The sequence below is a fragment of the Achromobacter sp. 1012554356 genome, from assembly GCF_059760815.1.
Map to the genome: position 1 here is coordinate 1 of NZ_JCBANC010000082.1, position 21,942 is coordinate 21,942.

At 64.7% G+C, this 21,942-nt stretch carries 18 protein-coding genes; 5 read left to right on the top strand and 13 right to left on the bottom strand.

Translation table 11 applies throughout. From position 1 onward, the window contains the following. From AC6LJW_RS27275 to AC6LJW_RS27300, 6 genes are all read right to left on the bottom strand, one after another. On the bottom strand, positions 1–197 hold a 197-nt coding region (locus tag AC6LJW_RS27275), incomplete at its 3' end, for a hypothetical protein (RefSeq protein ID WP_498088770.1). Beyond that, positions 194–1,363 (bottom strand): PepSY-associated TM helix domain-containing protein, encoded by a 1,170-nt coding sequence (locus AC6LJW_RS27280; RefSeq protein WP_427986902.1) that lies wholly within the window; start codon positions 1,361–1,363, stop codon positions 194–196. The genes AC6LJW_RS27280 and AC6LJW_RS27275, both read right to left, overlap by 4 nt. A gap of 10 nt (positions 1,364–1,373) precedes the next feature. Then, entirely contained in the window at positions 1,374–3,515 is a 2,142-nt protein-coding gene (locus AC6LJW_RS27285; RefSeq protein WP_498088771.1) for a TonB-dependent receptor, read from the bottom strand. A gap of 370 nt (positions 3,516–3,885) precedes the next feature. Next, positions 3,886–4,575 (bottom strand): 4-carboxy-4-hydroxy-2-oxoadipate aldolase/oxaloacetate decarboxylase, encoded by a 690-nt coding sequence (locus tag AC6LJW_RS27290; RefSeq protein WP_427986907.1) that lies wholly within the window; start codon positions 4,573–4,575, stop codon positions 3,886–3,888. Next, the gene (locus AC6LJW_RS27295; RefSeq protein WP_481145959.1) at positions 4,572–5,291 is read right to left on the bottom strand and encodes a PIG-L deacetylase family protein; all 720 of its coding nucleotides are present in this window, start codon (positions 5,289–5,291) and stop codon (positions 4,572–4,574) included. Before AC6LJW_RS27295 ends, AC6LJW_RS27290 begins: the two co-directional genes overlap by 4 nt. 67 nt (positions 5,292–5,358) lie before the next feature. Beyond that, positions 5,359–6,363, bottom strand: coding sequence for a Bug family tripartite tricarboxylate transporter substrate binding protein (locus AC6LJW_RS27300; RefSeq protein ID WP_056559514.1), 1,005 nt, complete (start codon positions 6,361–6,363; stop codon positions 5,359–5,361). A 110-nt stretch (positions 6,364–6,473) separates the two neighbouring features. Between AC6LJW_RS27300 and AC6LJW_RS27305 the strand changes: the two genes are divergently transcribed. Continuing rightward, positions 6,474–7,367 carry a LysR family transcriptional regulator gene (locus tag AC6LJW_RS27305; RefSeq protein WP_056559517.1) on the top strand — a complete coding sequence of 298 codons (894 nt, stop codon included), beginning with the start codon at positions 6,474–6,476 and terminating at the stop codon, positions 7,365–7,367. A 114-nt stretch (positions 7,368–7,481) separates the two neighbouring features. Next, positions 7,482–8,327, top strand: coding sequence for a DMT family transporter (locus AC6LJW_RS27310; RefSeq protein WP_498088772.1), 846 nt, complete (start codon positions 7,482–7,484; stop codon positions 8,325–8,327). 82 nt (positions 8,328–8,409) lie between these two features. On the opposite strand, the gene AC6LJW_RS27315 is transcribed toward AC6LJW_RS27310, so the two are convergent. The 4 genes from AC6LJW_RS27315 to AC6LJW_RS27330 form a co-directional block, all read right to left on the bottom strand. Beyond that, complete coding sequence (locus AC6LJW_RS27315) at positions 8,410–11,874, bottom strand: autotransporter family protein (protein WP_498088773.1); 3,465 nt, start codon at positions 11,872–11,874, stop codon at positions 8,410–8,412. A gap of 309 nt (positions 11,875–12,183) precedes the next feature. Continuing rightward, a complete protein-coding gene (locus AC6LJW_RS27320; protein ID WP_427986910.1) occupies positions 12,184–12,729 on the bottom strand; it encodes a GAF domain-containing protein in 546 nt (181 codons plus the stop codon). Beyond that, positions 12,726–14,081: an MFS transporter gene (locus tag AC6LJW_RS27325; RefSeq protein WP_056559529.1), complete on the bottom strand. Its 1,356-nt coding sequence runs from the start codon at positions 14,079–14,081 to the stop codon at positions 12,726–12,728. The genes AC6LJW_RS27320 and AC6LJW_RS27325 overlap by 4 nt, the downstream gene beginning before the upstream one ends. A gap of 46 nt (positions 14,082–14,127) precedes the next feature. Continuing rightward, positions 14,128–15,357: a metal-dependent hydrolase family protein gene (locus tag AC6LJW_RS27330; protein ID WP_498088774.1), complete on the bottom strand. Its 1,230-nt coding sequence runs from the start codon at positions 15,355–15,357 to the stop codon at positions 14,128–14,130. Positions 15,358–15,533: 176 nt separating this feature from the next. Here AC6LJW_RS27330 and AC6LJW_RS27335 point away from each other — a divergent pair, with 176 nt between their 5' ends. Beyond that, positions 15,534–16,517: a LysR substrate-binding domain-containing protein gene (locus AC6LJW_RS27335; RefSeq protein ID WP_056559537.1), complete on the top strand. Its 984-nt coding sequence runs from the start codon at positions 15,534–15,536 to the stop codon at positions 16,515–16,517. 37 nt (positions 16,518–16,554) lie between these two features. Here AC6LJW_RS27335 and AC6LJW_RS27340 read toward each other — a convergent pair whose 3' ends face one another. The 3 genes from AC6LJW_RS27340 to AC6LJW_RS27350 all read right to left on the bottom strand — a co-directional run bounded on the left by AC6LJW_RS27340 (position 16,555) and on the right by AC6LJW_RS27350 (position 19,590). Continuing rightward, on the bottom strand, positions 16,555–18,105 hold the full coding sequence (locus AC6LJW_RS27340) for a hypothetical protein (RefSeq protein WP_498088775.1): 1,551 nt from the start codon (positions 18,103–18,105) through the stop codon (positions 16,555–16,557). 86 nt (positions 18,106–18,191) lie between these two features. Continuing rightward, on the bottom strand, positions 18,192–18,413 hold the full coding sequence (locus tag AC6LJW_RS27345; RefSeq protein ID WP_105240843.1) for a hypothetical protein: 222 nt from the start codon (positions 18,411–18,413) through the stop codon (positions 18,192–18,194). Between the two features lie 52 nt (positions 18,414–18,465). Next, positions 18,466–19,590, bottom strand: coding sequence for an FUSC family protein (locus AC6LJW_RS27350; RefSeq protein WP_056559548.1), 1,125 nt, complete (start codon positions 19,588–19,590; stop codon positions 18,466–18,468). Positions 19,591–19,734: 144 nt separating this feature from the next. Here AC6LJW_RS27350 and AC6LJW_RS27355 point away from each other — a divergent pair, with 144 nt between their 5' ends. Both AC6LJW_RS27355 and AC6LJW_RS27360 read left to right on the top strand, forming a co-directional pair. Then, complete coding sequence (locus AC6LJW_RS27355) at positions 19,735–20,751, top strand: amino acid ABC transporter substrate-binding protein (protein WP_427985165.1); 1,017 nt, start codon at positions 19,735–19,737, stop codon at positions 20,749–20,751. Between the two features lie 165 nt (positions 20,752–20,916). Continuing rightward, positions 20,917–21,909 carry a Bug family tripartite tricarboxylate transporter substrate binding protein gene (locus tag AC6LJW_RS27360; RefSeq protein ID WP_056559554.1) on the top strand — a complete coding sequence of 331 codons (993 nt, stop codon included), beginning with the start codon at positions 20,917–20,919 and terminating at the stop codon, positions 21,907–21,909. Positions 21,910–21,942: the final 33 nt, after the last annotated feature.

Genomic DNA, 21,942 nt, shown 5'->3' on the forward strand with positions numbered 1-21,942 from the left:
CGCCACGCCCACCAGACCGCCCCAATCGGCGCAAAGATCGCCAACCACGACACCCCATCCCAAACGCCGTCGCCCAGCAGCGCCGACACCAATCCAACCACCGACGCCGCGCCAAGCCAGATCGGCACGCGGAACACGACGCCCGCCGATTGCAGATTCTCGGTTCGCGCGCCGTGCGCTTCGCTCGTCTTGTTCATTGCGCGGCCCCTTGCCGATCACCCTGACGCAGGGCATTTGCGGTCTCGACGCCATCGTCCGCCTGCGGCTTCGTCGCCGTCGCGGCCTTGGGCTTGCGTAGCCACAAATACAGCCCGCTACCCAGCACCACGATCGCGAACAGATCCAGGACCGCCCAAAGGATCTTCAATGGCAAGCCGCCGTAATCCCCAAAATGCAGCGGCTGCGACAGGAACAGGGTCTTCACGTACCACGGCATATCGCGTGTGTCGGTCAGTTCCCCATTTGTCGCGTCCACCAGCGCGGGCTTGAGCAACCGCGAGGTCACGGGCGTGTTGCCCTTCATGAAGAACGTGTAATGGTGCGGGCTGGAGAACATCGTTCCCGGAAACGCCACCAGGCTCACTGCCATGTCCGGTACCGCGGCGCGGGCCGTGCGAATGGAGTCTTCCAGATGCGCAGGCTGCGTGACGGGCGGCAGGCCGCGAAACGGCGCGGTCATTTCGGCCATCTGGTCCATCTGCCACAGACTCAGCACGACGCGATTCAACGTGTTGATGCTGCCCGTAATGCCCACGACAAGGAGCCAGACGACGGTGACAATACCGAGCAGGTTGTGCCAGTCCAGCCATTTGACGCGGGTGCTGCGCTGAGTGCGTAGCGCACCGAATTTCAGGCGCCGCATGAAGGGGTAGTACAGCACCACGCCGGACACGATGGCGACCACCATTAACAGGCCCATCGCGCCCAGAAACAGCATGCCGGGCAGACCGGCAAACATGTCCGTGTGCAGCTTGAGCATGACGTACATGAAGCCTTCATCGGTGGCCGGCTCGTCCAGGACCTTGGCCGTGCGCGAGTCGATGACGACGGCGTTGTTTTCCTCGGGCGGCGCGTCGACGGCGCTGGCCATGGACACGTACGTAATGTCGGGATGCTCGTCCTGATCCCAGAACATGTAGCGGATGACTTCGCCCGGGCGGCGTTCCAGCGCAGTCTGAGCGATCTGGTCCATGCTGGCATTGGGCGTCCCGGCGGGCATGGGCGGCGCTTCGACCACGCCTGACAGGTGCTCGATCTCTTCGTGAAAGATCAGGGGCAGCCCGGTCAGGCACAGCAGCAGCATGAAGACCGTGCAGACCAGACTGCTCCACTTGTGTATCCAGGACCAGGTTTGCGTGGACATCGTGGCCTCCTTAGAAGGCGATGCTGGTCGAGAGCGTGTAGGTACGTGGCGAGCCTACGAACAGGTAGCCGGCCGTGGCGGTGCCCCAATAGTTCCGGTTGAACAGGTTCTCGACGTTGAAGCGGAAGGTGACGGGGGTGCCGCTGATTTTGGTCTCGTAGCGGGCGCCGGCGTCGACGCGGGTCCAGCTTGGCACCGACAGGGAATTGTCGGCGTTGGCATACGTTCTGTCGGTGTAGATAACGCGGCCCAGCACCGTCAAGCCCGGAACGAACGGGGTATCCCATTCGGCGCCCAGGTTGAATTGCCAGTCGGGCACACCGATGGCCTTGTTGCCCTGCAGGTCGGGCGTGGTGGCCTTGTTGATGACGGCGTCGATGTAGCTGATGCCGCCCAACAGGCGCACGCCCTTGGTGACTTCGCCGGCAAAGCTGGCTTCGACGCCGCGGTTGCGCTGTTCGCCAAACTCTCCGAAAGTGTTGCCCGAAATGCCGGAACTGGGCCGCGTCAGCTCAAACAGCGCGACGGTGGCCAGCATGTCGTCGTTCAGGTTGTACTTGACGCCGATTTCCTTCTGCTTGGACTTGAACGGCGACAGCGTCTCGCCCGGGTTGGTGATGGCCGCGCTGGTAGGCGCGGTGTCGCCTTGCGACAGGCCTTCGACGTAGCTGGCGTAGACCGACAGGTCCGGCCGCACCTTGAAGACGACGCCGGCCAGCGGCGTGGTGGCGCTCTTGTCGTAGCGCGGTCCGCTGGGTTCGCCGTTCGCGAAGTTGTAGTTCTGGCCCTGCACGTTCTGCCGGCGCGCGCCCAGCGTCAGTTGCAGCCGGTCGTCCATGAAACCCAAAGTGTCGGCCAGCGCATAGCTGGTCAGCTTGACGCTCTGATAACGGTTCAGCGGATTGCTGACACCGGAAATGGACGGCGTGTCGAAGATGTTGCCCGCGTAGATGTTGGAGTTGCCTGGCGGGAAGCCGGTGTTGAAGCCCAGGTCGGACTTCTGGTCCAGCAGCGTGTAGCTGAAGGCGACCTTGTGGCTCACGGGGCCGGTCTTGAAGTTGCTGCGCAGGCCGGCCTCGGTGGACTTGCTGTCCACCGTCATCCGCTGCCAGCCGCCGAAAAAGGAGTAATCGCCCTGCGAATTCTGCAACACGGGGTTGGCGGCAAAGGCGTCCCAGTCCAGTTTGCGCTGGCCGTAGCCCGCGTAGGCAGTCAGGTAGTCCGTGATGTCGTATTCGATCTTGAAGACGCCGGCGGTATTGCGGCCGTCGCTCCAGCCCAGGCCGGGATACGGGTTCTTGTTGGCGGGCGCCTCGGGAATCGAAGTCAGGTCCGCGCCAAGCTGAAACTGGCGCACGACGTTGTCGATGCGTTCCTTCTGCCAGATCAGGTCCAGGGACGAACGCAGCTTTTCGCCGCGATAGTCCAGCGCCACTGAGCCCAGCGCTTCGCGCGTGGACTGGTCCTTGATCGGCGTGTCGCCATCGCGCAGCATCCCATTCACGCGGATGCCGAATGCATTGCCCTCGCCGAAGCGGCGGCCGACGTCGGCATGCACGCCAAAGACGGAATCCGACATGACGGAGCCGGTGAGGCGGGTAATGGGTTCGTCGGTGGCGCGCTTGGGCACCAGGTTGACGACGCCGCCCACGCTGCCCCCCGGGGTCATGCCGAAAAGCGCGGCCGACGGTCCCTTGATGATCTCCACGCGTTCCAGGGTTTCGACCGGAGCGCGCCAGTACGGCGTCAGGCCGAACATGCCGTTGAACGCGAAGTCCGCGGTCGGCACATTGAAACCGCGGATGGTGAGGTCTTCATTGATGTTGGAACGCGCGCTGCTCATGCGCACGGACGGATCCATGGTGGCGACGTCGGCCACGGATCGCGCCTGCTCGTTCTCGATGGTCTGGGCGGTATAGCTGGTGACGCTGAAGGGCGTGTCCATGACGGACGTGTTGCCCAGAATGCCCATGCGGGCGCCGCCGCCGATCAGGCCGCCGGCGATGGGCGCGGGCGCCTCGCCGAGGGCAACGGGCGCGCTGGTCACGGTGACGGTCGGCAGGACGGTGATCGCGGCGGGAGCCGGGGCCTGCGTCTGCGCCGCGACTGAGGCGGCGTATAAGGTGGCGCTTCCCGCCAATGCCTGTTTCACGGCCAGGGCGACGCCCTTCAGCCTGCCTTGACGACCTTTCGATGCTTTGCCCAAAGCCCCACCCCATGCGTTCTTTTATATAAAACGCGCATGATAAGCATTCTTATTCGACATTGCTACGGGGTTTGTCTGGATGTGGCGCGGGCACGTCAGTTGCGCCACCTGAGCCAATCCCGGGAAAAATTGCTCACCCCGCGCAGTGCCTCATCACCTTTGGCGACTACGACACGAAGGCCGCGCAGCAGCAGGCGCAGCGCGACCAGAACATGATGCTCATGATGCCGTATATGAACCCGCGGCCCACCACCACGGACTGCTACCGGTATGGCAATGCGGTGCGCTGCACGACGCGGTAAGCGGCGTCCGCGTTTCAGGCCCCCGGGGCGCGGTCCACGTACACCAGCCCTGCGGCAGCCAGCTTCTCCCGCATGCCGTAGATGTCCAGCCCCAGTTCCCCGGCGGCCAACCGCTTGCGCTTGGCCATCTCGTTGACCAACCGCGCATCGCAGGCGTCCGCAACCTGCGCCGCACGCTCGCGCGGCACGACGCACACGCCGTCATCGTCGGCAATGACGACATCTCCGGGCTGCACGAGCGCTCCCGCGCACACGACAGGCACGTTCACCGCCCCGGGCGTCGCCTTGACCGTGCCTTTGGCGGAGATGCACTTGGACCACACGGGAAACTGCATGTCCTTCAGCGCCGCGATATCGCGGCAGCCTGCGTCGATCACCAGCCCCTGCACGCCGCGTGCGCGCATCGACGTGGCGAGCAGTTCCCCGAACATGCCGTCCTCGTTCGACGACGCGCAGGCCACGACGACGATATCCCCCGGACGGCAGAGTTCGATCGCAACGTGCAGCATCCAGTTGTCGCCCGGCTGCGCCAACACTGTGACGGCGCTGCCTGCGATGGATGCGCCAGCGTATACCGGCCGCAGGTAGGGTTGCAGCAGGCCGGAGCGCTGCTGCGCTTCGTGTGCGGTGGCGACGCCTGCCGACGCCAGGCGTGCGATGACCGCGCTGTCGGCGCGGTCGATGTTCCTGACGGCGATGCTCATGCCAGCTCTCCAGTGACTTGCGGGAACACGCGCTGGTAGCCTTCTGCGTACTTGATCTTCAGGTTCGAGTTGCGCGATGCCTGCACGCCGCGCTGCAAGGCGACGCGGGTGTAGTACTCCCACAGGTGTTCCTGCGCGGCCATGGTTTCGAAGGCGCGGCGCTTCTGGTCCCAGACCTCGGAGATATCCAGCAGCACTTCGGGCTTCCACTCGCACTGCTCGGGCTGGTGCGGCTCGAACAGAAATACGGGCGGCGCGCCCAGCACCGCCTGCTCGGGATGGTGACCGTGCGCCTGCGCGATCACGCGGGCTTCCTGTGCGACGTGCGTGGCAAGCGGATGGTCGAAGTTGTAGGGGTCCTTCTGCGAATGCGTCAGCACGAATTCCGGCTGCAGTTCGCGGTACACATCCACCAGTTCAAAAAGCGCCTCGTCCGAGACGCGCAGCGGATAGTCGCCGCAGTCCATGAACCGGATGTCCGCGCCCAGAATGCCAGCCGCCAAGCGCGCTTCGTCGCGGCGGTCGGCCTTGACCCGCTCCAGCGTCATGCCCGGCTGCTTCCACAGCTTGGCGGATTCGCCGCGTTCGCCGAACGACAGGCAGACCACGGTCATTTTCCAGCCGCGTTTGGCGTACAGGGCAATGGCGCCGCCTGCGCGCCAGACGAAGTCCGCGGAGTGGGCGCTGACCACCAGCCCGTTCTTTTGCCGTTCCATTTCAATTCCTCTATGCATGATTGCCGGCCGGACCCGCCCGTGGGGCCCGGAGCCGGCGCGAACGCGCTCAATCAGCCTTGATGCCCGCGTCCTTGATGACCTTGGTCCACTTGGTGGTTTCCGCCGCGACAAATTGTGCGAACTGCTTGTCCGTACCGGGCGTGACGACTGCGCCCATCTCGGCGAATCGCTGCTTCACGGCAGGGTCCTTCAATGCGGCCTGCAGCGCGGCATTCAGCTTTTCCGTGACCTCGGGCGGCAAATCCTTGGGGCCGATCAACCCCCACCACACCGTGGCCATCGCGCCCGGCAGGCCTTGCGACACCACCGTGGGCACCTCGGGCAGCATGCTTGCCGGCTCGTCGTCCAGCACGGCCAATGCGCGCAGTTTGCCCGCCTTCACGTGCGAGACGACTTCCAGCGGGTTGATGGACATGAAGGAGATCCGCTGCCCCAAGAGGTCCGTCACCGCAGGCGAGCCGCCCTTGTACGGCACATGCAGCGCCTTCATGCCGCTTTCGCGCTTGAGCAGTTCGCTGGCCAGGTGGCCGGAGCTGCCGTTGCCGGCCGACGCGTAGGTCAGCTTGTCCGGATGCGCGCGGCCATAGTCCGTCAGGTCCTTCAAGGTCTTGAATGACGACTCGACCGGCACCACCACGGCCAGCGGCGCGTATCCGATGGCGCCCACCGGGGTGAAGTCGTGCGCGGGATCGAAGGTCAGCTTGGAGAACAGCGCACCATTCGCCGCCAGCGTGTTCGACGCGGTCAGCAGCGTGTAGCCGTCCGCCGGGGCGCGCGCCACGGTGTCCATGCCGATATTGGTGGCCGCACCGGGCCGGTTTTCGACGATGATCGTCTGCTTCAGCGCGTCTCCCATTTTCTGGCTGACGAGGCGGGTGACAATGTCCACGCCACCGCCGGCGGCATACGGCACCACGATGCGGATCGGCTTGTCGGGGTAGTTGGCCTGCGCGGCGGCCGGCAGCGGCGCCAGCATGGCGGCGATCAGTGCGCCCACGCCTGCGGCGGCGGCAAACGTGCGGCGGGACCGGGAGGGCTTGGAAGCCTTCATGGTTGTCTCCTATGTCGTTATACGTGTTGGTATGGCGGCATGATGCGCGGCGTACACTCATATCGTCCAATACCGTTTTTCAAGACCATCTATTTGCTTTTCAAATCAATATGGATTTCCGTCAACTGCGTTACTTCGTCGCCGTCGCCGAGGAACTGAGCTTCAGCCAGGCCGCGCGCCGGCTGCATGTCAGCCAGCCGCCGCTCAGCCTGCAAATCAAGGCGCTGGAAGAGGAGCTGGGGTCGCCGCTCTTGACGCGCACGAGCCGCAGCGTGGAACTGACGCAGGCGGGCGCGTTGTTCCTGGACCAGGCGCGCCGCGCGCTGGCGCATCTGGAACGCGCGGGCGAGGTCGTGCGGCAGTCCGCGCTGGGTGAAACCGGCGAGATCCGCGTGGCATTCACGGCGTCTGTGCCGATGTTCGACGCGTTCCCTCGCATCGTGCACGCCTTTCGCACGGATTTTCCGGGCGTGGGTGTGGACTTGAGTCACCAGTCGACCGGACAGCAACTGCGCGCGCTCGCGTCCAAGGACATCGACGTGGGCTTTCTGCGTCCATCCATCCTGTTCGTTCCGCCGCCCAATATCACGACGCTGCCGCTGTGGACCGACCGGCTCATGGCCGCCCTGCCCCAATCGCATCCGCTGGCGCGCCGCAACGCGCCGTTGTCGATGACCGACCTGTCGGACGAGTCCTTCATCCTGTTCCCGCGCGGGCTGGGCTGCGGCTTGTTCGACCACGTGGGCGTGCTGGCCAGCCGGGCGGGTTTTGCCCCGCAAGTGGGCCAGGAGGCGCGCGAAGGTGCGACGATCATCGGCCTGGTGGCGGCCGGGATGGGCATCTCCATCCTGCCCGACACCTACATGAAGACCGGCATTCCCGGCGTGGCCTACCGCGAATTGGACACGCCGGATGCGCAAAGCCAGGTCTTGCTGGCGTATCGCTCGGAAGATGGGTCCGCGCTGGTGCAGCGCTTTCGCGAGACCGCCCGGGCCGCGCAGTGACGGACGCGGCAACGGCATGCGGCGGCACAAATGAAACCGGGCCCTGGTCAGGCGTACGATAGCTGAACCGATCCGACTGAAGACCGCACCCCAAGGCTTGCCGCGTCTCCCGCCATGACCTTCCGCCTCTTCGCGCTCACCCTATTGGCCATGCTGGCCTTTGCCGGCAATTCCCTGCTTTGCCGGGTTGCGCTCAAGCAGACGACCATTGACCCTACCACTTTCTTCGCCATCCGCATCGTGTCGGGTGCGCTGATGCTGTGCCTGGTGCTGGCGCTTCGCCGGCAGTCCGGCCGGGTGGAAGGCACATGGGCGGGCGCGCTGGCGCTGGTGGGGTACGCCCTTGCGTTCTCCTATGCCTATACGCACGTGCCCGCAGGCACGGGCGCGCTGCTGCTTTTCGGGGCCATCCAGATCAGCATGATTCTGTATGGCCTGGCGGTTGGGGAACGGTTGGCGGCGATGCAATGGGCAGGCACCGCGCTGGCGGTCGCCGGACTCGTGGCGTTGATGTGGCCCAGCGCCAATGCGCCGCCGGTGTTCTACGGATTGCTGATGATCCTGTCCGGGGTGGCATGGAGCATCTATTCGCTACTGGGCCGGGGCGCGAGGAATCCGGCCGCCGCGACGGCGGGAAATTTCATCCGGGCAGCGCCGGTCGCGGTGGCGCTGCTGCTTGTCCAGTTCGCCGCCACCCACGTCAGGTTCGATACCGCCGGCGCAGCCTATGCGGTGGTCTCTGGCGCGGTGACCTCGGGCCTGGGCTACATCCTTTGGTACGCCGCGCTTAAGCAATTGACGGTGACGCGCGCCGCCACCGTGCAGCTCAGCGTGCCTGTGCTTGCGGCGCTGGGCGGGACAATGTTCCTGGACGAGCCGCTGACCGCGTTGCTGATCGCGGCGTCGGCCCTGGTGTTGACCGGCGTGTCGCTCGTGATCTTCAACAAGCGCGCGGCGTGATTCGCCGGATCCATCCCGCTGGAGAGCAGACCGCCACGGGTATCAATAGCCGCCGGTATGACCTGCCCTCCGCGGCGCATCACTACCAGCGATACCCGACGTTCAGCATGCCGCCGTAGCCCCGCTGACCGCCGTTTCCAGCCTGGCCAAACAGCTCGCCGCTAACCTGCCACGAATCGCGGACATTGCCTGCCACGCCGATTCGCAGTTCAGCGGCGTCGCGCATGGGCGTTGCCTGGAAGGTCGACGTGCCCACGTTGGCTTTCGCGCTGCCCGAGTTGTGCAGCCAATTGGCTTCGACGTAAGGCCGCACCGGGGACGTGGTGGCGTCGTTGCCAAGCGGGTACGCGCGGACACCCACGCGCGAAGTGACTGAACTGGCGGGCGAGTTTTTCAGCGTCATGCTGGGCAGCACAGCGTCCTGGGCGTCGTAGCGCGTGTAGGCCAGTTGCGCTTGCGGCACGACGACCATCGCACCCAACGCGGAATCGCCGGCGAAGGGCTTGAACGCATATCCCGCTTCCACCGACGCGGTCCAGGCGTTCGAACGGTATCGGGCCGAGCCCAATTCGCTATTGATCTCGTTGGAGTAGCGGCCGAACTGCAACCACGAATCGGCATACGCGCCCAAGCGGGTGGCATCGTCGGCGTACGCGGTGGCATACATGCCCACCGAATACCCGGTGACCTTGCCTCGGGCATCCGCACGCATCGCCATGCCGGTTCCCGGGTGGATGAGTTGGGAAGTGGCGTTCGTGCGCGCCTCGCCCGCTCCGGCCATGACCCCTGCCTTGAGGACGCCTTGCTGACCCAGTCGCGTGCTCACCAGGTCGGCGCCCATCTGCAGCATGGCGGTGTCGGTGTCTATGCTGACCTGACCTTCGTCAAGTTTCATGCCGGTGTGCCGCGCGCCCTCGGTACGTGCCCACACCTGCCGGGACGCGCTGCCGGGCGCAGATTGACCTGCCGACGTTTGCGCCACGGTCCGATCCGCCAGGCGATGTACGAACATCCGGGTCGCCGCGACCTGATTGCCGATGTGCGCGCCGTTTTCCGGTGAGACGTTCTGCATCTTGCCCGGCGCAGAACCGGGCGTGCCAGCGCCACTGCCGGGAGGCGTTGTCACACCACTGCCGGGAGGCGTTTCAGTACCGCTGCCCGGTGGCCATTCAGTACCGCTGCCCGGCGGCGTCTCAGTGCCGTTACCCGGAGGCGTTTCAATGCCGCTGCCAGGAGGCGTCTCAACGCCACTTCCGGGCGGCGGCGTCTGACCGCCCGGGTCCGTGGCGCCGCCTTCTTCCGGCGGCGTCGTTGACGTCAGATACCAATCGGACGCCACGCCGCCCGTGCCGCCCTGAACCAGGAAATAGTCGTAGCCATTCAGACCCAGGCTAATGGTCGAGGGCCGGTAGCCAGACGAGTCCGCGTCCAGATAAAAAGCATTGCCTGAAATGGTGGCCCCGTTGGTGGCTTGCACGAGCCGGATGCCTTGCGTGGTCAACGCGCCTGCGCCGCCTGCATTCAAGACACGCAGCCCGGTGGTGCCCGTGACCGCGCCGCCGTCCACGACGAGCCGGTCGGTCAGGGACGTGTCGTCGCCCAGGTGGGTATTCATGACCAAGGTGCCGCCGCCGATGTAGTCGGAGACGGTAAGCGTCTTGAATCCAGATTGCGCACCGGGAGACACGAACCGCACGACACCCGCGTTGGTCAGGGTCTTGACGGCCGAATCGCCGCGCATGTTCCAGACGCTGCTGGCGTCTAACTTGACGCTGTCCACCGAACCCTGCCCCGCGCGCACCGCGCCGGTCCACTCACTGCCGCTGGCCAGGTCAATATCGACGCGGCCGCTGTCGGAGGTCAACACGTCGCCCGTCATGAGCGCGCCTGTGGCGTTCAGGGTGACGCGTTGCGTCTGGTACGGTTGCCCGGGGACGATTCCCGCGCTGGGGGTCGCCTGCGTTCTAAGCAGGATGCCGCTGGCTTCGTCGCCGCCGGCTCGGGCCACCACGGTGGCGTTCTGGACGGTGATGTCGTGGTCTCCACCCCTGACGAGAAACCCCACACCATCGTGGGTCTGGAGGTTGCTGCCGTTCGACAATACGAGCGAGTTGGCGCCCTGCGGCTCGTAGCGCACGCTCTGCACGCCGTTTGCGTTCTGACCCGTCATGATGACTTGCGTGTCGCTCAGCGAAATCGCCGTGTCGCCGGCGCCGATGTTTCCAAGCATCTGCACGCCGATCGAGCCTGTGGATTGCCCGTTCAACTGCGAATTGACAGCGTCGATGCGTGCCTCGTCGGTTGCCCGAAGCGCTGCGCCCGCGCTGCCGGACACGTCCACGGTAACCCCGTCCAATGTCACTTGCGTGCCGCGATGGTTGGCACTCACGCCTACCGCATTCGTGGCTTCGGCCAGGATATGCGTTCCCACGGCGTCGATCGTTGTCGTCGCCGTGTCATCGATCGAGTGTGCATACAGGCCGGCGCGTCTTCCGCGTAAGGTCCCGCCTTCAATCTGTACCGCCCCATTGCGGCTTCGGATCGCATACAAGTCCGCACGGATGTCCAGGTTCTTTCCGGTCATCACATGGTTGTTCATCACCGTGACGCCCTCGTTGAACGCGACGGCTTCGCTGCCGATCGTCACGTTCGTCAAAGACGCCGAAGACACACCGGTTTGCGTCGTCTCGTTATACAAGAGCACGCCGAAGCTCACCGAATGCGGACCAGCAACCACCGTATCCGTCATGGTCAGGCTGGAACCGTCGATAACGGATATCTGGCCTTCAATGGTGCTTCCTTGAATGGTGACGATGGCGTTTTGCGAGATATGCATGGTTGCCGCCGTGGCGTTTTCCGTGCTTCCTGCCTTGACCTGGCTATCGGTCAGCAACAGCGTGCCTTCTTGCACCGAAAGGTCCGCCCCGGTCGCCGCGCCCATGTCATCCACGCTGGACACAATGACGTTGGACAGTTCGACGCGCCCGCCTGACTGGACGCGCACGCCATAGCTGTTGACGCCATTGAGATCAATGCTCTTGATCTCCAGGTCACTTGCCGTGATGACACCCCCATCGGAAGCCCGGACTGTCCCCAGGAAACCGCCCGATCCCGACACGGCTCCGCCAAGCAGTTCGATGCGGCCCGCATCGGTCGCAAGCACGGTCGTTGCCTCTGAGGATAGGAGGGAGATGTCGGCGTGGATAGCGCTATCTTCCAGGGACGCAGACAATGCAGCGCCGGCTTGCGTCTGGATCGTGCTGCTCGCCATCCTGATCTTGCCGCCGCCGTAGGCATGCGCGCCCCGGCCGTCTCCTTCGGTGGTCAGCGTAAAACCAGCGCCGGACACGCTATTGCCGTGGTTGACACGAATTGCATCTCCCGTGCTGACCGTAATGCTCGACCCGGGGACCACCACCACTGTCACGTTGCCTTCTGGGTCATCGAGGAGGATCGGAGATATCGGCGCCGCCAACACCATCAAGGGAAAGGCCGGGATCGTGGCGGCGAGAATCGCCGCGACAACCGGGGAAAGGGGGAAGTGCATTGCAAGCTCCGTAAACCGTGCGCGGCTTCGGAGATGCGAAAAGCCAGATGCCGGCCGATTGCAGCGCCGCAGAACCGCCACGAAAAAAAGCGACCATTCTCTTGACGCCCCGCAAGCTCGCACATCGAAAGACTTCTAAAGCTCGCTCCCCCTCTTGCAAAAACGCGGTAACACGCAACAATTCAGACCAGTTCCCGAAACAATGTGCAAAACCGGGGCCGTCCCGGTGTCCGGACGAAAAAAGGGCCGCTTCGAAAAGCGGCCCGCAAACCCAGTCCCGCACCGGGACGGATACTCAAATAACGTGTCTCACACGCTGTCCAGCACGGAGCGGTCCACATTGGCCGCCGCAGACGCCGCGTCCTGCATCGCTTCGATGAACACGGGCGCGCACAACCCAGCCACCACCGCCGCCAGATCCGGATCGATATCGTCATAAGCGTGACGCGCGGCCAGCATGTTCAGCGAGCCGATCACCCGCCCCGCATGCCGCACCGGAATGTTGAAGGCTGACTGCAGCCCGCGCTCGATCAGCATCGGGGCCTCGGAGAAAACGGTACGCACGTCGTCTTCGTTGCTGGCGACATACAGGCGCCCTTCTTCCAGCACCAGTCGGGACCACGGACCGTTGCCAGTGGCCTTGAAGCCGCCCAGCGGGCTGATGCTCTCGTCCGACGTATGCAGGCGCTTCATCAGCCGGTGATCCTGAAGGTACAGCAGCGCGGTGAACAGCTTGTGGCCAAAGCAGGCTTGCAGCAGGTCTGAGATCACGCCCCACTGCGCCGGCCGGTCCGCCGCCAGCGCCAGAGCGCGCGCGTGCCCGGCCAGCGGCCGGAATGCGGAGGCCTTCGTCATGCGTTGATCTCCTCGAGCACGACGCCACGCGTGTTCTTGCCGTAGAACAGGATGCCCAGGCCGCCGACCAGCAGGATGGCGGTCATCATGGCAAACACGCCGGCAAAGCCCAGGACCGGGTACGCCACGCCGACGATGGTCGGCGATGCGATGGAGCCGATGCGGGCGAAGGCTGAGGCCGCGCCCATGCCGGTCGCACGGATCGACGTGGGATAGATTTCGGCGGTGTACGTGTACTGGCCGGCGATCACGCCATTCATACCGAAGGACAGCAGCATGCTCAACATGATGATCTGTTGCTCGCCGCTGGCCAGCGCCAGGCCCAGCGCGGACAGGCACGACAGCAGCATGTAGGCCAGGATGGTGTACTTGCGGCCGATCTTGTCGTTGAAGTACGCGGCCGAGAAATAGCCGGGGATCTGCGACAGGTAGATCAGGATGGTGTACGAGAAGCTCTTGGTGATGGTGAAGCCGCGCTCGACCAGCAGGCTGGGGATCCACACCAGGAAGGCGTAGTAGCAGAACAGCACGGTGATCCAGAACACCCACACCAGCATGGTCGTGCCCAGGTATTCCTGCGAGAACAGCGACGCCAGCTTGGCCATCGCGGTCTGCTGCGGCGCGGCGGTGGCCGTGGCCTTGCGCGTGGCAACGGGCGTGGGCAGCGGGCGGCCGGTGCTCTTCAGGACTTCGGCTTCGATAGCCTCGCAGATGCGGTTGGCTTCAGCGGTCTGGCCGGTGTGTTCAAGCCAGCGCGGCGATTCGAACAGCGACTTGCGCCACCACAGCAGGAACACGACAGGAACAGAAGCGATGATCATGATCCAGCGCCAGCCGTCGTCGCTCATCGGCACGATGAAGTAGCCCAGCAGCGCCGACATCACGAAGCCGAACGAGAAGAAGCCCGCCAGCGCGCCAGTGAAGCGGCCGCGATACTTGCTGCTGACGAATTCGGCCAGGTACGGCGCGATGATGGCGCCTTCAGCGCCCATGCCGATGCCGGCGATCATGCGCAGGATGTAGAACTCGTGATAGTTGCGCGCAAACGCGTTGAAGAACGTGGCGACGCAGAACAGCAGCAGCGCCCACATCATGATCTTCTTGCGGCCGTAGCGGTCGCCCAGGATGCCGGAGAACAGCGCACCCACCAGGAAGCCGACATAGGTGCTGCTGGCGATCCAGCCGATCTGGCCGGTGGTCAGGCCCCACTGCGTGCGCAGGGAGGGGATGATGAAGGCGATGATGCCGGCGTCCAGCGCTTCGAAGGCGAGCCCGAGGCCGCCGATCATCAGCAGCCGGAAATGAAAGCTGCTAAAGGGCAACCGCTCCAGGCGGTCGGATACGGAAAACATGGTGGGGAAATTCCGGAGTAAAGAATAGGGGGAACGCGGGGGAACGTCAGCAGGCGTTCTTGTGCAGCAAGCCGCGGTTCATGATCAGCTTGATCGAGTCGGGCTTGGTGAGCAGTTCGATGTCGTCCAGCGGATTGCCGTCGATCAGCAGCAGGTCGGCATAGGCGCCTTCGCACACTTCACCGAGCAGGCCTTCCTGATTCAGGATCTCGGCGCCGATCAGCGTGGCCTGCTGGATGACCTTGGCATTGCCCAGCACGCGGCTGCGCAGCACCAGTTCGTCGGACTGCATGTAGTGGGTTTCGCCCAGCAGGTCGCTGCCGTAGCCCATCTTCACGCCGACTTCGTCCAGGATCTCCAGCGCGGTCAGGCCCTGCGTGCGCACAGTGGCGATCTTCTTGACCGAGTCCAGCGGCAGGCCATAGCGCTCGCCGTCGTTGGCCAGGCCTTCGTACGTGATCAGCGTGGGCACCATGTAGGCGCCGTGTTCCTTCATGACTTGCGCGGCCTCGTGGTCGACGAGGTTGCCGTGCTCGATGGTGCGCACGCCGCAGCGCACGGCGCGCGTGATGGCGCGCGGCGTGTAGGCGTGGGCCATGACGTAGGTGTTGGCGTTGCTAGCCTCTTCCACGATGGCGATCAGCTCGGCTTCGGAGAAGCCCAGATTCTGGATGGGATCGTTGGGCGATGCCACGCCGCCGGACGCCATGACCTTGATCTGCGTGGCGCCCTTGAGGATTTCCTCGCGCACGGCCAGACGGCAGTTGTCGACGCCGTCGACCACGCGGCCGATGTTGCCGATCTTGACCGAGCACGGGCAGGGATCGAGTTCATCGTTGCGCTGGCGGAAGTCGCCGTGGCCGCCGGTCTGCGACAGGGCCTTGCCCGAGCAGAAGAGACGCGGGCCGTCGATGGTGCCGTCCAGCACGGCCTGCGCCAGCGCCCAATCGGCGCCGCCGGCGTCACGCACCGAGGTGAAGCCGCGGTCCAGCATGCCCTGCATGATGGGCAGCGCGCGCAGCAGCGCCAGCGCGTTGGGCAGGGCCGCGACGCGGCCCAGGTTGAACGACGACGCTACCACGTGCACGTGGCAGTCGATCATGCCGGGCATCAAGGTCATGCCCTTGGCGTCCACCACCTGCGCATCCGCCGGCGCCGTTGCGGCGGCGCCGATGCGGGTGATGACCCCGTCCTCGACCAGCACGGTCGAAGCGGCTTCGAGGGCCAAGGTTCGGGTATTGAGGATCCTGCAATTCTTGATGACAACCGGATTCATAAATCGACCACGTAAACAGTTCAAAACGCCGGGAAATCACGGCATGCCGAACTCTACCGGTACAATTCGGGGGTCCGATACCGGGTCTCCCCCTATGCGTTCGACACAAATTTGAAGAGCCTTATGAGCTTTACTCATACCCCCCTATGAGACGTCGCTGCCCCACCCTTTCCGAGTTGAACGCGTTTTCCGCGGCCGCCCGGCATCTGTCTTTCTCGAAGGCTGGCAAGGAACTGTTCGTCACGCAAAGCGCCATCAGCCGGCATATCGCCACGCTGGAAAGTTATCTGGGGCACGCGCTGTTCATCCGGGGAACAAACGGGTTGCAGCTCACTCGCATGGGCGCGACCTACCTCAGCCTGATCAGGCCGGCCCTTCATACGCTGGAAAGCGCCACGTCGCAGGTCATGGCGACGCAACAGTCGGCAAAATCCCTGAATGTCTCGGCCGCACCCACTTTTGCGGCGCAATGGCTGTTTCCGCGCCTGAAGACATTCCGCGAGGTCAATCCGGATATATCGATCAACTTCGTGCGCTACAGCGTCGCGGACTACAAGAGCACCGAACTCGATTTCGATGCGTCGATCCAGTATGGCTACGGCGACTGGCACGACGGCGCGGCCAAATACCTGACGGGCCGCGAAACCCGGCTGGTGTGTTCGCGGGAATATCTGGACCAGCATCCCATCAGCAGCCTGGAAGACATCAAGCAATGCACGCTGCTGCAGCACATCGAGATTCCGCTGTCCTGGGAATACTGGTTCTCGACGTATCTGGGCGATTATGACCGCGCCCGTTTCGGGCCGGGCTTCAATCTGTTTTCGATGATTATCCAGGCTGCATCGTCCGGCTTTGGCGTGGCGTTGATGCCGCACTGCCTGATCGAAAAGGAATTGGCCACGGGACAACTGGTGGATATTTTCGATCGCACCTTTGAAAGCCCGCTTGGCTATTATCTTTGCGCGCCAAACTGGCGCAGCAACATGGAAAGCTACGAGCGTCTGAGCCAGTGGCTGGCGCACGAGTGCTTTCACGGCGGCGAAGGCGGTGCGGCGCAAGTTGGGGAGCCGAGCCGCGGACGGACGCCGCACGGGCAGCCTGGCTCCGCACAGCAGAACCTCACGGACTGTCCGTATTGCGAATCGACCGGCGGTGTCTGACGGACGGGCGCCGGTCATTGCCGGCGCCCGATCCCGCTTACCAGTCCCGCACCTCATCCACCGCGCGATCCAGCGCGTCGCGGTCCAGCGTGGCCGCCCCGTCACCTGCGGCCTCGGTGACCTTGGCCTGCACGGCGTCCAGGATGCCCATCAGCGCCACATAGATCTGATCGCGCTCGACGGTCTCGATGAAGCCCGTGCGCCGGTCGAGCGCGTTGAAGCCTTCCGTATACCCCCGCACGATCTCCGACATGGCCGCCATCAGCCCCTGCGCATCGGCGGCGTGGGCAGCCGCGGCCTTCATCGCCTCGCCGCGGGTCTTGCGGTACAGCGCGGCGGCTTTCCTGGCCTGGGCGGCGGTGATGTGCTCGCTGCCGTCCCATTCGCGAAACGGATTATCCAGGTTCGCGGCCAGCCACTCGGGCTTGCGGGGCTTGCTGACCTCTAGGTCCAGACCCGCCGCCGCAGCTTTCTTGTAGTCCTTCTTGGCCTGCGCGAGGATCTCTGCCGGCATGCTCGTGAGCCAGAGCGATTGCAGCGCCGGCCAGGCGCCGGGCCCGGGCAGCCGGCTCTCGGCAGGCGGAAACACGTCGTTGATCAGGATCTTCGCCAGCTCGCGCAAGGCCGCCAGATGCTCGATGCCGGTAGCCACGCCGGGGGCACCCCATACATACAGCGAGTGCAGGTGCGGAAAGACACGCGCCACCTCGGCGCAGTCCAGCGTTTTCATGCCACGCAGCGAGATCGCGCCGAGCCGCGCCAATCCGGCACCGGACCAGATCGCGTTTTCGCGTTCCAGCCGCAACCACACGCCGTCGGCCTCAGCGTGCACCACCAGATCTGGATGTACGTCACCGCGCAGCGACAACGTGTTCAGTCCGTCATTCAAATACAGTTCACGCACCCCGGTCACGTCGATGGCGACTCGCCCAAACGAGGTGCCGCGCAGGTCGACGACTGGCTCGCCGAAGCTGGCGTACTCCAATTCGCTAAGAATTGGCCTTGTGCGGGCCCATTCGATCAGCCCGGGCACGGGCGCATCCACCTGCAGCTTGATCAGCAAGGGCATGTCGTCGAACGTGGCGAACGATGGCGCGGCAAGCAACGCCTCGCTGTCCAGGCCGCGCATGGCGCGCGTGATGGTGCGCCCCGGCAGCTCCAGCACGACCGTGTTATCGGGCGTGTCCGCATGCGCGGCCGCCTTGAAACGCGCACGGACGCTGGCGTCGATCGCGTTCCAGCGGCGCTGGTTGTAGACCATGTCGCCACTGGACCAACCGCCTGAGTACGAGCGCGACTCCTCGGTCACGAGCGGATCGCGCCAGCCCACGTGCTTGGCGTGCGCGGGTACCGGCCCGCTGATCCACATATGATCCACGCGGTCGCGCCAGAAGTAGAAATCGAAGTGCGCCGGGCGCATCGCCGCGATGTCGGCGTCCCCGGGCATCTCGCTACCCACCCAATCCAGGCTCAGCACGGCGATCTCGGCGCCCGCACCGTCGCCCTTTACATGCGTGATCTGCGAAGCGGTATAGGCCTGCAGGCGGCGGTTGAACGTGACGTAGATATCGCCGGGCGTGTATGGCATGCGGGGGGTTTCCGGGAGGCTTCGAAGATCGCGCAGTATACGGTTGTGATCCGCGGGCCTCGCGTTTGCCGACGGCAACAACCGGATCAGGTGCCGGCGCCCGGATCCTGCTCGCGCCGCTCGGCGTCCTCCTGGGCGGCCACGTCTTCCAGTTTGACCTGGCTGGTGCTGCCGTGGGTGGCGGCGCACTGCGCGGGATTCTGGCTGCTCTTGACGCATTCGGCAAATGCCAGCGCGGCGTCCACGGTCGCGAAGTGATACGACTGGCCGTCGGCGAACGCGACCTTACCTTCAACAGAACAATCCATGAGTGCCTCCAGGGTATCGGAAGGTCCATGCTGCCGCGTTGGCGTCGCGGCGTCAATTCACCCGACGCGGCAGCACCGCCCGCATCCAGCGCGACAGCACCGGGCGGATGCGCTGGTTGTGCAGCAGCACCGCGCCCAGCACCCCGATGAAGGCGCCCAGCACCGTGTCCACGAAACGCGCCTCGATGACGTCGATGGGGTAGCCCTGACCCAGATGCGGCGCCTCGGCCAGAAAAATGGTCAGCGGCGTGATCAGCACGACCGCGCTGGCGTAATGCCGCACCACCAGCGTCTCGATGCCGAAGGACAACGCCATCATCACCAGGCTCAGCGTCCAGACGTTGAGCGGCAGGCTGAGCAGCGCCCACGCCACGCACAGTCCTACCGCGGTGCCCAGGATGCGGTGCATCTGCCGGCTCCATGCCGCGCGCAGGCTGGCGCCCTGGATGATCGCCAGGCAGCTCACCGGCACCCAGTACGGCCGCTGCAGTTGCAGCAGTTCCGCCACCAGCAACGAGATGCCCACGAACAGGCCGATGATGACGGAGTCGTAGACCACGAAATCGAAAGTGGGCTTGGGCAGCTCGATGGGCGCGGGCGGCGGCGCGACGCGCGTCATGTGCAGCGAATACGCAAAGGCCACCAGGCACGCGACCAGGCAGCCCAGCGCCACCATGCCCACGCGCAGGGGCACGTCTTGGACGGTGCCGGGCGTGTACGCGGCAATCGCCGTGGCCATGATGAAAAACAGGCTGCCCGGCGGTCCCAGGCGATAGCAGCGGCACACCATGTTCACCACCATGGCGATCAGCGTCAGCGCCGCGATGGTGGCGGTGGGCCAGAACTGCGTCAGCGCGCCCAGCGCATAGCAGGCGACCATGCCGAACGACGCGGCCAGCAGCATCATCATGCGGATCTGCAGCGAGGCGTTGGGCAGGCTCAGGAACACCATGCCGCCCAGGCTGGACATCAGCCCGTAGTCCATGCGCCCGAAATATGCGCCCACCATCAGCGGCAGGCCCGACGACAGCGCGGCGGCCAGAGGCATTTCCCACGGGCGGTCACTGGCGTGGACGCGGGTCAGCTCGGTCCAGGTGCCGAGCAACTGGTCCTTGACGAAGGCGAAGGGGCGCCTCGGCTGATCGTCCGGCCCTGCGGGGTCGTCATGTCGTGTCATAGGCCGATTCTATTCCCCATCAAATTCCGCCACTCGGATTTAAGGGGAATTCCCCGATTCTCCCTCCCGGACCCACTGGTACTATGCGCCGCACTTCAGCCTTCGGCTGAGCGATAAACATGCGCAACGCTGCGCGGAGACACCATGAAAGCACTCAAACTGGCTGCGGCAGGAACCGCCTTGTTCATTTCGTCCTGGACCGCCCATGCCGGCGCGACCTTCGACGCGGTCAAGAGCAAAGGCTTTGTCCATTGCGGCGTATCCACGGGCGTCGCGGGCTTTTCCGTAAACGACAGCAAGGGCGGCTGGATCGGCCTGGACGTGGACCTGTGCCGCGCGCTGGCCATCGCCCTGTTCGGCGACGCGTCCAAGGCCAAGATCCAGGCGATCAGCGCGGTCCAGCGCTTCACCGCCCTGCAATCCGGCGAGGTCGACGTGCTGACCCGCAACACCACCCTGACGCTGACGCGCGACACGACGCTGGGCCTGATCGGCGTGGGCGTCAACTACTACGACAGCCAGGGCATTATGGTGAACAAGTCCCTGGGCGTGAAGAGCGCCAAGGAACTGGAAGGCGCCACGGTCTGCGTGCAGCCCGGCACCACCACTGAACTGAACCTGGCCGACTGGTTCCGTTCGCAGAACGTCAACTTCAAGCCGGTCGTCGTCGAGCGCCTGGACGAGATCATCCGCGCCTTCGCCGTGGGCCGTTGCGACGCGTTCACCGGCGACAAGTCGCAGCTCGCCGCCGCGCGCAGCAACCTGGAGAACCCGGAAAAGTACGACATCCTGCCGGAAAACTTCTCCAAGGAGCCGCTCGGCCCCATGGTCCGCCAGGGCGACGAGCAATGGTTCAACCTGGTCCGCTGGACGATGAACGCCATGCTGGAAGCCGAGGAATACGGCGTGACGTCCAAGAACGTGGACGAGATGCTGAAAAGCACCAACCCGAACGTCCAGCGCCTGCTGGGCGTGACGCCGGGCATGGGCAAGAACCTGGGTGTCGACGACAAGTGGGCCTACAACATCATCAAGACCGTCGGTAATTACGGCGAAAGCTTCGAGAAGAACCTGGGCCCCAACAGCCCGCTGAAACTGGAACGCGGGCTTAACGCCTCGTACCGCAACGGCGGCCTGATGTACGGCTGGCCGGTGCGCTAAAAACCGGGCCGCAAGGCCCGCGACGACTTCCCTAGGGTTAGCCGCAATTTGCGTGCTCTCGCGTGACCCGTACCGTACGAGAAATATGTTTATCGTACAAAGTTCGGAACACATTTTTGGAGCAGCACGTGAAGCAGTAGGTCTATAACCCAAGGGGAAGTCGTCATGAAACGTCGCAGTGCGTTGAAGCTGATGGGGGCCGCCGCCGGCCTGCACCTGACCGGCGCAAGCTGGGCACAGAACGGGGCGTATCCGTCCCGAGTCATCAAGATCATCGTCTCATCCACCCCAGGCAGCGCCACCGATCTTGCGGGACGGTTGGTCGGCGACCTGCTCTATGCCAAGTACGGCCAAAGCGTGGTCATCGAGAACCGCGCCGGCGCCGGTGGCGTCATCGGCATGCAGGCCGCGGCCGCCTCCAAACCTGACGGCTACACCCTCACCACCGGTGGGCTTGGCCACAACGTACTGCCGCCCGCCACGCTGCGCGGGTTGCCCATCGACATCCCCACTGCCTTACTACCGATTGCCCAGGTGGCCGAGTTCGTCAACGCACTCGTCGTGCGCGTGGACCACCCGGCCAACACCGTGCCTGAGCTGATCGAATATCTGCGCGCCACGAAGCGCAAGCCGCTGTACGGCAGCAACGGCGTCGGCAGTTCGTCGCAGATGACGGCCGAGCTCTTTGCCATGCGCACGGGCCTGAAGTTCGATCATGTGCCGTACAAGGGCGCCAGCGAAGCGCTGGTCGGCACAGCCAACGGCGACCTGGACCTCTGTTTCATGAACCTGCCACCCACGCTGCCGATGGTGGACGGCAAGCGCCTGAAGGCGTTGGCGGTGACGAGCGCCTACCGCGCGCGGCAGTTGCCCAAGGTGCCGACCATGCAGGAACAGGGCATGAAGGACTTCGACGTCACGAGCTGGCTGGGGATGTATGCGCCCGCCCAGGTGGACCCGGCGATCATCGCCCAACTGTCCAACACCATCGTCACCGGGCTGGCCGCGCCGGAATACCAGAACCGCATCATCAACGCCGGCTTTGAACCCAAGTTGCGCGACGCCGCGCAGTTCCAGGCGTTTTCCAAGGCAGAGTTCAAGCGCTGGAGCGAGGTCGCGCAGCAGGCGGGGATCGTGGTGGATTACGGCGGGAAATAGGCGAAAGGCGGGACCGGCCGCATGCGCCGGTCC

What these genes read in the sequence shown, in the direction of transcription:
- AC6LJW_RS27280 (WP_427986902.1), bottom strand. Translation starts at nt 1,363, where the DNA reads ATGTCCACGCAAACCTGGTCCTGGATACACAAGTGGAGCAGTCTGGTC.
- AC6LJW_RS27290 (WP_427986907.1), bottom strand. Translation starts at nt 4,575, where the DNA reads ATGAGCATCGCCGTCAGGAACATCGACCGCGCCGACAGCGCGGTCATC.
- AC6LJW_RS27295 (WP_481145959.1), bottom strand. Translation starts at nt 5,291, where the DNA reads ATGGAACGGCAAAAGAACGGGCTGGTGGTCAGCGCCCACTCCGCGGAC.
- AC6LJW_RS27300 (WP_056559514.1), bottom strand. Translation starts at nt 6,363, where the DNA reads ATGAAGGCTTCCAAGCCCTCCCGGTCCCGCCGCACGTTTGCCGCCGCC.
- AC6LJW_RS27305 (WP_056559517.1), top strand. Translation starts at nt 6,474, where the DNA reads ATGGATTTCCGTCAACTGCGTTACTTCGTCGCCGTCGCCGAGGAACTG.
- AC6LJW_RS27310 (WP_498088772.1), top strand. Translation starts at nt 7,482, where the DNA reads ATGACCTTCCGCCTCTTCGCGCTCACCCTATTGGCCATGCTGGCCTTT.
- AC6LJW_RS27315 (WP_498088773.1), bottom strand. Translation starts at nt 11,874, where the DNA reads ATGCACTTCCCCCTTTCCCCGGTTGTCGCGGCGATTCTCGCCGCCACG.
- AC6LJW_RS27320 (WP_427986910.1), bottom strand. Translation starts at nt 12,729, where the DNA reads ATGACGAAGGCCTCCGCATTCCGGCCGCTGGCCGGGCACGCGCGCGCT.
- AC6LJW_RS27325 (WP_056559529.1), bottom strand. Translation starts at nt 14,081, where the DNA reads ATGTTTTCCGTATCCGACCGCCTGGAGCGGTTGCCCTTTAGCAGCTTT.
- AC6LJW_RS27330 (WP_498088774.1), bottom strand. Translation starts at nt 15,357, where the DNA reads ATGAATCCGGTTGTCATCAAGAATTGCAGGATCCTCAATACCCGAACC.
- AC6LJW_RS27340 (WP_498088775.1), bottom strand. Translation starts at nt 18,105, where the DNA reads ATGCCATACACGCCCGGCGATATCTACGTCACGTTCAACCGCCGCCTG.
- AC6LJW_RS27345 (WP_105240843.1), bottom strand. Translation starts at nt 18,413, where the DNA reads ATGGATTGTTCTGTTGAAGGTAAGGTCGCGTTCGCCGACGGCCAGTCG.
- AC6LJW_RS27350 (WP_056559548.1), bottom strand. Translation starts at nt 19,590, where the DNA reads ATGACACGACATGACGACCCCGCAGGGCCGGACGATCAGCCGAGGCGC.
- AC6LJW_RS27355 (WP_427985165.1), top strand. Translation starts at nt 19,735, where the DNA reads ATGAAAGCACTCAAACTGGCTGCGGCAGGAACCGCCTTGTTCATTTCG.
- AC6LJW_RS27360 (WP_056559554.1), top strand. Translation starts at nt 20,917, where the DNA reads ATGAAACGTCGCAGTGCGTTGAAGCTGATGGGGGCCGCCGCCGGCCTG.